Below are 12945 nucleotides of genomic sequence, written 5' to 3'. Positions count from 1 at the left end.
GAATGAGACAGATTTGGGATATTCACGGCGGCATTCACCCCCCGGAAAACAAACATCAATCGCTGGGCGAAAAAATTCAAACTGCGGGCATTCCATCGCAATTGATTCTGCCTCTGTCACAACATATCGGCGCACCAGCAGCGCCAGTGGTGAATGTTGGCGACCGGGTTTTAAAGGGACAATTAATCGCCGAAGCCAAAGGCTTTGTTAGCGCGCCCGTACACGCGCCAAGCTCCGGCACCGTGGTAGCCATAGAGCCTCGCATTATTCCCCATCCTTCAGGCATGACCGCTCCCTGCGTCATTATTGAAACTGATAACAAGGATGAGTGGATAGCGCACAAGGGCCTGAGCGACTACACCGGCGAAACCAAAGAAACCTTATTAGATATTATCCGCAACGCGGGTATTGCGGGTATGGGCGGCGCCGGCTTCCCCTCCGCAGTGAAGCTGGCGGGCCATCCAAGCAAACCCATTGATACGCTGATTATCAACGGGACTGAATGTGAACCTTACATCACCGCCGACGATATTTTGATGCGCGAACGCGCCGAGCAAATTATTGCCGGGGTGAAAATTCTTCAATACATCGTGCAACCCAGCGAGCAGACGCTGATCGGTGTCGAAGACAATAAGCCCGAAGGCATTGCCGCACTGCAAGCTGCGGCAGCGGGAAGCAATATCGAGATCGTGGTTTTCCCCACCAAATATCCTTCAGGCGGCGAAAAACAACTTATTCAAATCCTTACTGGCCGAGAAGTGCCCAGTGGCGGCCTGCCTGCGGATATCGGTATTGTCTGTCAGAATATCGGCACCGCCGTGGCCATTCATCGCGCCATTGAATTTGGCGAACCGCTGATTTCACGGATCACTACTGTCACCGGTAATGCTTGCCAGCAACCACGCAACTACGAAACCCTACTGGGTACACCGGTACAGTATTTATTAGACAAAAGCGGCTTTGACTCCTCGCGCTGTTCGCGCCTAGTTATGGGCGGCCCGATGATGGGCTACACCCTCGAAGACACCGCAACCCCGATTGTAAAAACCAGCAACTGTGTACTGGCGCCCACTCGAGATGAATTGCCAGCACCACCACCTGCACAAGCCTGTATTCGCTGCGGCATGTGCGCCGAGGCCTGCCCGGTTTCACTGCTACCCCAGCAAATGTATTGGTTTTCTCGTGCGCAAGAGCACGACAAACTCGAAGAACACAATCTGTTTGACTGCATAGAATGCGGCGCCTGCAGCTACGCCTGCCCCAGCAATATTCCGCTGGTACAGTATTATCGCGCTTCCAAAGCGGAGATTCGTCAGGCCCAGCAAGACAAGGCCAAAGCCGACCGCAGCAAAGTGCGCTTTGAGGCGCGCAAAGAACGTATCGAGCAAGAAGAAGCGGAAAAAGAAGCCAAGCGCAAAGCGCGTTTGGAAGCGGCCAAGGCGAAACAAGCCAGTGCCGCCGCAGGCGACAGTAAAGCCGATGCCATTCAAGCGGCTATTGAACGCAGCAAAGCGAAAAAAGCCGCACAGGAAGGCGGAAACGCACCTACTGAAAATGCCAGCCCAGAAAATCTCGATCCCGCTCAAGCGGCAATTGCTCGCGCCCAAGCCAAACGCGCTGGCGGTGAAGTTGATGAAACGTCCGAGCAAAAAACCGAGCGATTGGAAAAACAGGTCGCCAGCACCGAAAAACGTCTAACTGCGGCCCAGCAAAAACTGACCCTTGCCCAAGAGCAAGGCGACGATAAAGTCGCGGCCTTTGCCACTGCGGTAGAAAAAACCCAGGCCAAACTAGACAGCAGCCGTCAAGAATTGGAAGCTCATTTGGCCAGCCTGAAAAGCGCGGCACCGGCAGAACCGCCACAAGCAGAGTTAGACCCCGCCCAAGCGGCGATTGCGCGCGCAATGGCCGCACGTGAAGCACAAGCCAATCTTAGCGAAACCGATAAGCTGCAACAGAACGTCAGCTCCTTGGAAACCCGTATCGCCAAAGCCGAACAGAAACTGGCTCAAGCGAAAGAACAAGGGGCAGAAACCGTTGGCGTGCTGGAAGACTCATTGGCCAAGCTGCAAGACAAGTTGGCAGACGCGCGCCAGCAACTCGAAAACCACAATCTAGAATCACAATCTTAAGGGGCTACTGAAAGCATGGCACTTTTAAAAATCAGCTCGCCCCACGCCCATGGCCCAATGAGCACCGCCAAGGTAATGCGCTTGGTAATTCTTGCGACCTTGCCCGGCATTTTGGCGCTTACGTGGTTCTTTGGTTTTGGCACCCTGAGCAATATTCTTTGGGCATCGATCTCTGCACTGGCTTTTGAAGCCCTTGCGCTTAAATTTCGCAGCCGCCCCATCGGCTTTTATTTAAACGATTGCAGCGCATTGGTAACGGCGGTTTTACTAGGTATTGCACTACCGCCCGCCTCCCCCATCTGGCTGATTTTAGTCGGCACCGGCTTTGCCATTCTGATCTGCAAACAGCTCTACGGCGGCATGGGTTACAACCCTTTCAATCCCGCTATGGCGGCTTATGTCATGCTGCTGATTTCCTTCCCAGTGGAAATGACCACATGGCTGCAACCCTTTGATGGCGGAGTAATGGGGAATAGCGCCCTGCTCGGCCCTATTGAAGCCCTGCAACACAGCCTGGGTCTTGGTAGTGTTGATGCGGTCACCGCCGCGACGCCTCTAGATATTCTTAAACAAAACAGCAGCGCCACCTTGGCTGAGTTGTGGCAGCAAACTCCGCAGTTTGGCCAATACGCCGGCATTGGCTGGGAATGGGCAAATGCGGGCTTTCTACTGGGCGGCGCCTACCTGTTGTATCGCCGTGTATTCACCTGGCATGCACCTTTAAGCATGTTGATTGCCCTGTCAGTAATGGCAGCGCTGTTTTATGACGGCGGCAGTTCAAATTCCGGTGGCTCTCCCCTGTTTCACCTGTTTAGTGGCGCGACCATGCTCGGTGCGTTTTTTATCGTCACTGACCCTGTGACCTCGGCGGTATCAAATCGAGGCAGAGTGGTTTACGGCGCCCTGATCGGTATTTTGGTGTACCTGATTCGCAGCTGGGGCAATTACCCCGATGCGATTGCTTTCTCGGTGATGCTGATGAACTTTGCCGCACCGCTGATTGATCACTACACCCAACCGCGCACTTATGGCCATAAAAAAAGCGCTAAGGAGTCCAACTGATGCTGGGTGAATCCATTGGCAAAAACGGCATTCTGCTGGGCCTGTTTGCGGTATTAACGACCGGCATTATCTCCGGCACCTACCTCTCTACGCGTGGAAAAATCAGCGACAATATTCGTCACGCAGAAGAAAAAGCCCTGCTGGAAATTATTCCCCGCTCGCGCCACGACAACAGTATGCTGGATGACAGCCTGCCCATTTCAGACTCCAGTCTTTTGGGCCTGCGTGAAGAAAAGCGCGTGTATATCGCCATGAATAAATCACAGCCAATTGCGGTGATTCTTCCCTCAACCGCGCGCGATGGTTACACCGGCGATGTCGACATGATTATCGGCATTAATCTCGACGGCAGCGTTGCCGGCGTTCGGGTTCTCAACCACCGAGAAACACCGGGCTTGGGCGATCAGGTGGATTACAAGAAAAGTCACTGGGTAGATGGTTTTATCGGTCACAGCTTGGAAAGCACCAGCACTGCCCAGTGGAAGGTAAAAAAAGACAAAGGTATCTTTGATCAATTTACCGGCGCAACCATCACCCCCAGAGCGGTGACCGCTGCCGTGCACCGGGCGCTGCAGTATTTTGACGCCAATCGCGACCAGCTATTTACCCAGTTAGCACTTGAACAAAAGCAAAGTGCAGGAGAGACAGCACAATGAGTGATATCAGCTACCGCGACATTTCGCTCAACGGACTTTGGAAAAACAACCCCGCCATAGTTCAATTACTTGGCCTGTGCCCACTGCTTGCGGTGACCGGCAGTGTGATTAACGCCATCGGCATGGGGCTGGCAACAACGCTGGTATTAACGGTATCCAACTCCTGCGTGGCAATGATCCGCAACTTCACTACCGATGCGATTCGTCTGCCGAGCTTTGTGATGATTATCGCCGCCGCCGTGACCTGCATCGAGCTGCTAATGCAGGCTTTCGCCTACGAGTTATTCACCATCCTCGGCATATTTCTCCCCTTGATTACCACCAACTGCGTAATCCTCGGCCGTGCCGATGCCTTTGCCAGCAAGAACAGCCTGCTGCCCTCGATGTGGGATGGCTTTATTATGGGGGTGGGATTTACCGGCGTATTGATCTTGCTTGGTGCAATCCGCGAGGTTGTGGGCACCGGCGCTATTTTCGCCAATATGGATCTGTTGTTTGGAGCAGGCGCCGCCAACTGGAAAATCACACTATTTGCGGATTATAAAAACGTGCTGGTCGCCATTTTGCCGCCGGGCGCCTTTATTTTTACCGGCCTGATCATTGCCATGAAAAACATGATTGATGGCCAGATTAAGAAACGCGAAGCCGCTAAGAAAGCCGATGAGCCAACCGTTAGCCGGCGCGTTCGCGTCACCGGCAACATTAGCTAAGGGCTAATTAAAACGATAAGAGTTAAAGCGCGATGGGCCGCAAGGTTGATAGGATTTCATCAACCGCGGCCCGATCCATATCGCGATCTTCTTCCGCGCAGGAATAGCTAATTAGTAATAATAAGCCGTGGCCGTAGAGAAACCACTCGCGGATGTAATCACCTTCTTCCTCGGTTTCATATTCCAGCCCTCGCCAACCCTCGCCAACTTCCACTGGCACGCCTTCACTGGCCTTGTAATCCAGTTGCTTTAGCAGTCCGAGTAAGGCGGCTTCATCGGCCTTTTGTCCGGATTCTGCCTGCAGAGTAGACAGGCTGATACAGCCCAGCTCGTCTTCATCAAAAATCAGAATACTGTCTTCGTCTTGCTCGCTATGCCACTGCTCAGGCAGAGCAATAAACCACCAATCACTTTCAATTTCGCGCATAGCCATTCCACATTGTGTTAAATATTATTCCAAGGGCAAATCTGCCGACATCAACACCGCGTGTTCATGCCCCCCATCTAAGGGGTAATAATTTCGTCGCAATCCATCTTCCGTAAAACCCAGCTTGCGGTACAAGGCGCGAGCAGAATCATTGGACTCTCGCACCTCCAGCACACAGCGCTGGGCACCGAACTGCTGCATCCACTCAAGACCGGCAAGCAGCAAAATTTTCCCTAAGCCCCTGCCACGCTGATCGCGATCAACGACGATATTCAGCAAGCTGAGCTCATCCAATACTAGGGAAAATGCCACCACCGCCAGTAGCGTTTCCTGCTCGTACAGCCCCAAGCAGGTATCACCTTGCAGGCTGTGTTTCCAATTCGCCAAACTCCAACTGTGCGGGTCAGAGTGTTTAGAAAAACGGTCGCATAATGCTAAGTCCGGCGAGCCAAATTCCCGCAGGCTGAAAGGCGCTGACACCAGCTCGGCCGCGGAAATATTCATTACTCAGTAACAGCAAAACGAATGGCTTTTAGCTGGCGCCAGAGCTCAGCTTTGCCATTGGGATTATTCAGAAGCTTGGCGGTGGGTTCACTGAAGACACACTGAACACCGTGCTGTTCAAGCAAGACGGTATCCAGATACGCCACCAACTCATCACCAAAAACCAGCAATAGCCGCTGAGGTTTCAATTCTAGGCGAGCCAGTACACTGGCGGTAAATGCCTCTCTGGCCGCCACCAAGCCTTGCTCAATACCGGGAATATTGTGCATCGGCCAGCCAAAATGAGCCGCGTTAAATTGCAGCTCATAGGGCAGCTGGTAATGCTTTACCGCAGCTTGGGCAATATTCGCCAACAAGCGTTTGCTGTCATTATCCAAGGGGCCAGCGCTCACCGGAGCAAGCATTAAAATACCCGCTCCGCTATCGACTAATGAGGCCTTAAATTGCACCGCAGCCGTATTTTCCTGCGCTGTAACAACAGGCTTGTCTACGCCACTCGCCTCAGTCTTAGCCACGGGCTTATCGCCCACAAAAGCCGAAAGTGATGCTCTACCTTGATCTCTAGCGTGTTCGCCAGCCTCGGCGTTCGCGCCTGCCTCAGTGCTAGGAATTGACTCCCCTTGGGAAGGATGCTCTCCATGAGAAGGAAGCTCTTTATGAGAAGGAAACTGCCCATCTATCTCTTGCTGAGTATCAAAAGCCAATGCGACCGAAGGCAAAGCGCCGGGCAGTACAAAACGCGGGACATAGTAAGAAATGCCCAAGCGCTCAAGATAGGCGAGTTGATTCGCCACTACACACCTTCGCGCTGAGGATGGGCACGCGCCTCATCATCGGCCAGCAGGTTCAAGGCATCCAAATAGGCTTTAACAGAAGCGACAATAATATCGGTATCTGCACCATTGCCGTTTACGATCTGGCCGTTTCGCTCTAGGCGAACTTGAACTTCCCCTTGCGAATCGGTGCCGGTAGTAATTGCATTAACCGAGTACAACTGCAATGTGGCGCCGCTCTCAACAGCGGATTCAATCGCCTTAAATGCCGCATCAACTGGGCCGTCGCCCACCGCACTGGCCAATTGCTCCGCACCGTTTATTTCCAAGCGCACATCGGCACGGGGATGATGGCCCGTGCGGGAGACCGCCTCCAAACCAAGGTATTGGAAGGGACGCGGACGATCCGCCGGCTGCATATCGTTCATTAACGCCTGCAGGTCTTCATCGAAGATTTCGTGCTTTTTATCCGCCAATTCTTTAAAGCGAGTAAAGGCAAGCTGCATGGCATTGTCATCGCCGATTTCAATACCCAGCTCTTCAAGGCGGGCTTTGAAGGCGGCACGACCGGAGTGCTTGCCCAGCACCAATTTATTATTGTGCCAACCCACATCTTGGGCGCGCATAATTTCATAGGTTTCGCGATGCTTCAGTACCCCGTCTTGATGGATACCCGACTCATGGGCAAAGGCATTGGCACCCACAATGGCTTTATTGGGCTGCACCGGAAAACCAGTGATAGAAGAAACCAGTCTGGAGGTCGGCACAATATGGCTGGTATCGATACCCACATCGACCGGAAATAAATCATGGCGCGTACGCACTGCCATCACAATTTCTTCCAATGCGGCATTACCCGCCCGCTCACCCAAACCATTAATCGTACATTCGACCTGACGGGCGCCATGCATTACTGCCGACAGTGAATTGGCCACCGCGAGGCCAAGATCGTTATGGCAATGCACCGAGAAAATCGCCTTGTCGGCATTGGGAATGGTGTTCAGCAAACGGCCAATCAGTTCGCCGTATTCACCCGGCTCACCGTAACCAACCGTATCAGGCAAATTGATGGTGCGGGCACCGGCGTTGATAACCTGTTCGATAATCCGGCACAGAAAATCAAACTCAGAGCGCGAAGCATCCTCACAGGAAAATTCCACATCGGCGACCAGATTACGCGCGTGCTTCACCGCCATTATCGCTCGCTCAACAACGGCGTCCGGCTCCATGCGCAATTTGTATTGCATATGAATTGGAGAAGTTGCAATAAAGGTGTGAATGCGTGAATTAGCCGCCGGTTTGAGCGCTTCTGCAGCCCGATCAATATCCTGAACGCCAGCGCGAGAAAGGCTACAAATGGTGCTCTCTGACACCGCCTCAGCAACCGCACGAACCGCCTCAAAATCGCCAACACTGGCAATGGCAAAACCGGCCTCGATAACATCGACGCCGATTTTTTCCAGCATTTTGGCAATGCGAACTTTCTCATCCCGAGTCATGGAAGCGCCGGGGCTCTGTTCGCCATCGCGCAAAGTGGTATCAAAAATGACTAGGCGGTCTTTAGACATAATGCACTCCTTCTGCGGCTGTTTCTGATCTTATCAGCCTAAAGGCGCATTATAAGCGCACACTGCCCGGATGGGCAGTGAAGGGGGAAAATAAGCCGCGTCTTAAACCGGATCAGGCATGCCAAACTCGATGAATTTCCAACACTTCCTCAATATTGGCCAAAAACACATCGACCAGCTCAGGATCAAACTGTCGGCCACGCTGATCGCGAAAATATTCCAGCACCTCCTCCATTGGCCAAGCCTCTTTATAGACTCGCTTGGTGCTGAGCGCATCAAACACATCCGCAATAGCAGTAATTCGGCCGTAGAACGGGATTTGGCCGCCTTTCAACTTGCGGGGATAACCACCGCCATCCCAATGTTCGTGGTGAGCACCCACCACATTTGCCGCCGATTTCAGCAGCGAACCATCCTGAGCACCCAGAATATTCTCACCGCGCTCAACATGGGTTTCCATCACCGCTCGTTCAGCATCAGTAAGCTTACCCGGCTTATTTAAAACTTCATCCGGGATCGCAATTTTACCAATATCGTGCAGAGCCGCCGACAATTGCAACTGCTCCAACTCTTTATCATTCAGCCCCAGTTGCCGCCCAATAATTAAGGCATATTCCGACACCCGGCGAACGTGGTTATTCAGCTCCTTGGAGCGCTCTTCCACGGCGGTACTAAGCAACAAGACCAAGCGATGCTGACTGTCCACCACCTCTTGATACATGGCGTGGTTTTCAAAGGCGATACCGATATTGTTGCAAAACATCTCGATCAAGCGACGATCTGCTACCGAGATTGGTGCCTCATTGGCGATATAAATAATATAGCGGGAGCCCGAACGAGTACTGAAAGACGCAACAAAGTACTTATCGCCAAACAACGGGTAATCTTCTTTTAAGGATTGAATAATCCGCTCGACCACGTCTTCTGGCAAAGCATCTTCAATCCGCATTCCTTCAGAATTTCCCTGACCACCGGCCGAAGCGATAATGCGTAAATCGCCGGTTTCACCCGACCCCACAGTAACACCGCGCACCATGAAAATATCTTCAGACACATAGAGTAATGCGGCAAGCTGGGTAAGAACCCCGCTGGCAAACTCCTGCATAGAGGGGCTTTTAAACAATGCCCCAGAAGCCTTGATCACCTTCTCCAAGCCAAGCCGGTTTTGTTTTAGCGCAACCAGCTCTCGATAGTGGCTGAGGCTGGTATGTAAGAGGGTGTGGAGTTTTTTCGAGGTCAGCTCGGTTTTTTCTTTGTAGTCATTAATATCGTATCGGGTGACCACTTCTTTTTCCGGTGCCTGTCCCGGCTGTCCCGTTCGCAAAACCAAGCGCACATCGGTATTACCCAACTCCTCCCGAATTCGCTCCACCGCCTGTAGGCCGGCGTGCTCACTCTCCATAACCACGTCCATCAAAACCAGTGCGATGTCGGGCTGCTCCCGCATAATCTCAACGGAGCTTTCGCCGGTGTACGCGTGTAAAAAACTCAGCGGGCGACCATGAACAATATTTTCACCAAGACTCAATTTGGTGACGCGATGAATTTCTTCTTCATCGTCAACAATCAGGATTTTCCACGGCGCGGCACCCGACTCATCCAGCTCGCCGTCGGCATCATCGGCAAAAATCAGATCATCATCGTTCAGGCTCATTATCTCTCTCCCAGCGCTTCATGTTCCGCAGGTGGCAAACATGGCAAGGTAATGGTGAATTGGGCGCCTTTACCCTCTTCACTTTCTATTTCGATGGTACCGCCCAATACCTGATGCACCAGGCTAAAGACAATATGCAAGCCCAAGCCGCTGCCGCCATTGGCCCGCTTGGTGGTAAAGAAAGGGTCAAATACTTTGGAAAGATAGGCTTTGGGAATGCCCTTGCCATCATCGATATAACTGAGAACAACTTGCCCATCTTCTGATTTGTGGGCGCGAATAATAATGGTACCCGCCTCACCTTCATCGTAGGCGTGAACTAAGCTGTTCATCACTAAATTAGTCAGAATTTGTGACAGCGCACCGGGCACAGTTTCAACTTCAATTTTATCTGGACAATCCACAACTAACTGAAGCTGAGTGCATTTGAGCTTGGGTTTGAGGCTGAGTAAAACCTCGTCAATGTATTTGGAGATTTCAATTTGCTGATGTTCTTCGCTGGACTGATCAACAGCAATTTTTTTGAAACTCTGAATCAACTCAGCAGCGCGGCGTAAATTGGTACTGAGAATATCGGCTGACTCGCGGGCGTTCTTAATAAAATCACCAAAACTGCTTTTGGTTAATTTCCCCTCTTGCATCGCCCGATCTATTTTCGAGATTTGCTCACTTAAGAAAGAGGCTGCGGTGACCCCAATTCCCAGCGGGGTATTCACCTCGTGGGCAACGCCGGCAACCAGCCCCCCCAATGAAGCCAATCGTTCACTTTGCACGAGCTGAGCCTGGGTATCTTTCAAGCGCTGCAAAGCGCGTTGGGTTTCTTGGAATTGCTGCTCCAGTGCCGCTTGCTGCCGCTTGCGCTCACTGATGTCGATAATCGAGACAATAACAAAGCGGCCTTCGGGGGTTTCAAGGGGATTGAGACCCACTTCTACCGGAAACTTGCGTCCGTCTTTGGCCTGACCGTACAAATCCCGACCGGCACCCATGGCTCGAGTGCTGGATTGCCGCATATATTTTTCACGGAGCTGGGGATGATGGCCACGCACATCTTCAGGTATCAGAATATCCACCGACTGCTGCTGCATTTCATCGCGGTGGTAGCCGAATTGTTTTTCAACTTGAGCATTTACATAGACCATCAGACCTCGATCATCCACGATGATCATGGCCTGTGGGGCGGCTTCAACAACCAATCGAAACTGGTTGGAAATATCGCTGATTCGGTTCACATTGCTCTTCCCTGTTTACTGCCCTTTAGGGCAATTACCCATGCCTGCGGACGTTTGCCTGACTCCATTAGTAACGCCTCAATTATCTAGGGATGAATAGTAGTCACAAATGTGATCGACTTATCATTCGTAAATGCGCGTATCAAAGCCCTCTGAGTAACAGAATTTTAGGTGAAAGCCCTCATTTCGCTACGGCTGGTAAGCAATTAGTCTGAAAAAGGATAAAGTTAGGTGATTTGTTTCTATACTGACTTATAAACAGCGACCGCATCGACAGTCGTATTGGCACTGAGATTACGCTAAATATGGCGAGAGAGGAACTCATGGCAGCATCAGCACAGCTACCTCGGCAAGCCCGAAAAATGACGGCCAATGAGAAATTTGCCGCGCTGCAAGAGGAATACCTCGCTAAAATCGACGAAAAATTTCTAGAAATTTCTGATAGTTGGCTGGCCTATTCCGAAAGCCAAGGCGAACGTGAAAGCTATCTGGAAAAACTCTACCGCCACCTGCACTCCATGGCAGGCACCAGCGGCATACTCGGCATTGACGAGGTATCAAACCTGGCCCGCAAAGCAGAAAATGTATTGATTGGAAAAAAACAGCTCGATGACGGCGAGGAAAAGCGGGTAATTGAAACCCTTGCCAAGCTGAATGAACTGATATCACAGGGCCAGATCGTGGCCAGAACGATTGATATTAACGCCTAAACAGTCTGCTAAGAATTCCCCGCGACGAGGCTTACTCAGACTCCGCTCGACGCCAGCGCTTTTGCGCAAATTGCAGCATCAGCGTTTTCGTCTTGGTATCTGGCAAGCGGTGAACCGGCCCCTGCTTGGAAAACACCTCGCCGTTATCATCCAGCTTTCTGAATACCCGACGACCCGCAATACCATACGCCAGTGACATATCCTTAAAATCGCGGGACTCTAGATCTTCATCCAGAATCTTAAGCAAGCGATGCTGGCGCTTATCCAGTTCAACCTGCTTGTAGAGCTCATCAATCTGCTCGCGACGTCCCTCCACCACTTGAAAGAAATCTCGCCCCTCACAGAGCATCATTCCAGTGAGTTGGTGCTCGGCACTTGCCCGTCTGAAATCAAACAAAAACTGCGGAATTGCACTTTCTTGCACAGCTCGAGGGGCCGCACTGACAAAGATGCAACGCACCAATTTATTATTAGATGACGCCTCGGACATAGGTATCGCTAACGATAGAAATAAGGGTTAATACCTATGATACATAAAACCATCGTTAGAGCAATAAAGAATACAAAATTTAGCCCTGCATTCTGACCAACAAAAAAAACCAAGGCAAAAAAAACGGCCACCCAAAATTGGGCGACCGCTTATCAAGTTATTGAAATTTATACGATTTTACAAATACGCCTTTAATTCGCGCAGCCAGGCCTGCAATTTGGCCATATTGTCTGGGCCTAGACGCCACATCCACTTACTGAGTGGGTCGGCATTTTCCAGCGCCGGATCAACATACTCGTAAAACACCTTGGGACGGTGTAATTGCGCCTGTGCCGGCAGTGGCTTGATGAAAAGCAGGTGATCAATGGCATCGCGCAATTGGAAGTCAAAGGAGTTGGGATTGCCTAATTCCTTATACGTTCCCTCAATCAAGGGCGACCAATTTTTGTAGTAAATTGCGACCCGTTTTGCATCCAAATTTGAAACCAAGCCAATCAGCTTATCCCAGCGCTTGCTGTTCTCTGGCGAGCTGACCATACCGTTAGAGGTATTGAGCACTTTAAAATCAGCCTTGGGGTAAAGCAGGGGCAAATTCTTGGTCGGCCATTTATAGCCCGCCAATTGATCCACCACCACAATCCACTTGCGCAACTGCTGATCTGGGCCGAGATAATCGGTCAGAGAAGGCGACAAATCGCTGACCGCCTCCCGCACCACCTCGTCGCTACCGCGAACACTTGCTGGCGCCGCCACCAGTGAATCGGTCTGTTCTTGAAAATCCTCTTCCTCCTCCACGGCCAGCACTTCTTTGACCTTGGTTTCAGCCGCTAATTCGGGCAGGGATTCGGGCGTGTTGGTCGTGCTGGGTTGAGGGTTTTCCTTCGAACTGAGATAAAACCATCCTCCAACTGCAATGGCTGCAGCAATGAGGACACCAGCGAGGATTTTTAAATTCATATTTTGCCCCAGATATTCTTGTTGGTATACGAAACACAAAATCACAGACGCAGAGGTCTGTTACTGCATG

13 protein-coding genes are annotated in these 12945 nt (G+C 51.5%); 5 read left to right on the top strand and 8 right to left on the bottom strand.

The window, feature by feature from the left end:
* Positions 1-2: 2 nt before the first annotated feature.
* From rsxC to IB286_RS05095, 4 genes are read left to right on the top strand one after another with little or no spacing between them, the layout of a single operon-like run.
* Positions 3-2132, top strand: a complete 2130-nt coding sequence (gene rsxC, locus IB286_RS05110; protein ID WP_190763161.1) for an electron transport complex subunit RsxC — start codon at positions 3-5, stop codon at positions 2130-2132.
* A gap of 15 nt (positions 2133-2147) precedes the next feature.
* The gene (gene rsxD / locus IB286_RS05105) at positions 2148-3194 is read left to right on the top strand and encodes an electron transport complex subunit RsxD (protein WP_190763159.1); all 1047 of its coding nucleotides are present in this window, start codon (positions 2148-2150) and stop codon (positions 3192-3194) included.
* Complete coding sequence (gene rsxG / locus IB286_RS05100) at positions 3194-3850, top strand: electron transport complex subunit RsxG (protein ID WP_190763157.1); 657 nt, start codon at positions 3194-3196, stop codon at positions 3848-3850. Before rsxD ends, rsxG begins: the two co-directional genes overlap by 1 nt.
* Positions 3847-4560, top strand: a complete 714-nt coding sequence (locus tag IB286_RS05095) for an electron transport complex subunit E (protein ID WP_190763155.1) — start codon at positions 3847-3849, stop codon at positions 4558-4560. Before rsxG ends, IB286_RS05095 begins: the two co-directional genes overlap by 4 nt.
* 22 nt (positions 4561-4582) lie before the next feature.
* Here the strand turns inward: IB286_RS05095 and IB286_RS05090 are convergent, their stop codons facing one another.
* From IB286_RS05090 to IB286_RS05065, 6 genes are all read right to left on the bottom strand, one after another.
* Positions 4583-4987, bottom strand: coding sequence for a hypothetical protein (locus IB286_RS05090; protein WP_190763153.1), 405 nt, complete (start codon positions 4985-4987; stop codon positions 4583-4585).
* A 24-nt stretch (positions 4988-5011) separates the two neighbouring features.
* The gene (gene rimI / locus IB286_RS05085; protein ID WP_190763150.1) at positions 5012-5491 is read right to left on the bottom strand and encodes a ribosomal protein S18-alanine N-acetyltransferase; all 480 of its coding nucleotides are present in this window, start codon (positions 5489-5491) and stop codon (positions 5012-5014) included.
* On the bottom strand, positions 5491-6285 hold the full coding sequence (locus IB286_RS05080) for a hypothetical protein (protein ID WP_190763148.1): 795 nt from the start codon (positions 6283-6285) through the stop codon (positions 5491-5493). Before IB286_RS05080 ends, rimI begins: the two co-directional genes overlap by 1 nt.
* A complete protein-coding gene (locus tag IB286_RS05075) occupies positions 6285-7832 on the bottom strand; it encodes a 2-isopropylmalate synthase (RefSeq protein ID WP_190763146.1) in 1548 nt (515 codons plus the stop codon). The genes IB286_RS05080 and IB286_RS05075 overlap by 1 nt, the downstream gene beginning before the upstream one ends.
* 112 nt (positions 7833-7944) lie before the next feature.
* The gene (locus IB286_RS05070) at positions 7945-9486 is read right to left on the bottom strand and encodes an HD domain-containing phosphohydrolase (protein ID WP_190763144.1); all 1542 of its coding nucleotides are present in this window, start codon (positions 9484-9486) and stop codon (positions 7945-7947) included.
* Positions 9486-10718: a sensor histidine kinase gene (locus tag IB286_RS05065; RefSeq protein ID WP_190763142.1), complete on the bottom strand. Its 1233-nt coding sequence runs from the start codon at positions 10716-10718 to the stop codon at positions 9486-9488. The genes IB286_RS05070 and IB286_RS05065 overlap by 1 nt, the downstream gene beginning before the upstream one ends.
* Before the next feature lie 323 nt (positions 10719-11041).
* Here IB286_RS05065 and IB286_RS05060 point away from each other — a divergent pair, with 323 nt between their 5' ends.
* Complete coding sequence (locus tag IB286_RS05060; RefSeq protein ID WP_190763140.1) at positions 11042-11428, top strand: Hpt domain-containing protein; 387 nt, start codon at positions 11042-11044, stop codon at positions 11426-11428.
* A gap of 31 nt (positions 11429-11459) precedes the next feature.
* Here IB286_RS05060 and IB286_RS05055 read toward each other — a convergent pair whose 3' ends face one another.
* Both IB286_RS05055 and IB286_RS05050 read right to left on the bottom strand, forming a co-directional pair.
* Positions 11460-11918: a BLUF domain-containing protein gene (locus IB286_RS05055; RefSeq protein ID WP_190763138.1), complete on the bottom strand. Its 459-nt coding sequence runs from the start codon at positions 11916-11918 to the stop codon at positions 11460-11462.
* Positions 11919-12095: 177 nt separating this feature from the next.
* On the bottom strand, positions 12096-12875 hold the full coding sequence (locus tag IB286_RS05050) for a DUF3014 domain-containing protein (RefSeq protein WP_190763136.1): 780 nt from the start codon (positions 12873-12875) through the stop codon (positions 12096-12098).
* Positions 12876-12945: the final 70 nt, after the last annotated feature.

The organism is Spongiibacter pelagi (genome assembly GCF_014705705.1).
Lineage (GTDB): Bacteria > Pseudomonadota > Gammaproteobacteria > Pseudomonadales > Spongiibacteraceae > Spongiibacter > Spongiibacter pelagi.
Note: the sequence above shows the minus strand (reverse complement) of the source record. Positions and strands in the feature narration are given on the sequence as shown.

Coding starts and splice junctions, on each gene's coding strand:
- IB286_RS05055 (WP_190763138.1), bottom strand. CDS start 11,918: ATGTCCGAGGCGTCATCTAATAATAAATTGGTGCGTTGCATCTTTGTC.
- IB286_RS05060 (WP_190763140.1), top strand. CDS start 11,042: ATGGCAGCATCAGCACAGCTACCTCGGCAAGCCCGAAAAATGACGGCC.
- rimI (WP_190763150.1), bottom strand. CDS start 5,491: ATGAATATTTCCGCGGCCGAGCTGGTGTCAGCGCCTTTCAGCCTGCGG.
- rsxC (WP_190763161.1), top strand. CDS start 3: ATGAGACAGATTTGGGATATTCACGGCGGCATTCACCCCCCGGAAAAC.
- rsxG (WP_190763157.1), top strand. CDS start 3,194: ATGCTGGGTGAATCCATTGGCAAAAACGGCATTCTGCTGGGCCTGTTT.
- IB286_RS05075 (WP_190763146.1), bottom strand. CDS start 7,832: ATGTCTAAAGACCGCCTAGTCATTTTTGATACCACTTTGCGCGATGGC.
- IB286_RS05095 (WP_190763155.1), top strand. CDS start 3,847: ATGAGTGATATCAGCTACCGCGACATTTCGCTCAACGGACTTTGGAAA.
- IB286_RS05050 (WP_190763136.1), bottom strand. CDS start 12,875: ATGAATTTAAAAATCCTCGCTGGTGTCCTCATTGCTGCAGCCATTGCA.
- IB286_RS05070 (WP_190763144.1), bottom strand. CDS start 9,486: ATGAGCCTGAACGATGATGATCTGATTTTTGCCGATGATGCCGACGGC.
- IB286_RS05090 (WP_190763153.1), bottom strand. CDS start 4,987: ATGCGCGAAATTGAAAGTGATTGGTGGTTTATTGCTCTGCCTGAGCAG.
- rsxD (WP_190763159.1), top strand. CDS start 2,148: ATGGCACTTTTAAAAATCAGCTCGCCCCACGCCCATGGCCCAATGAGC.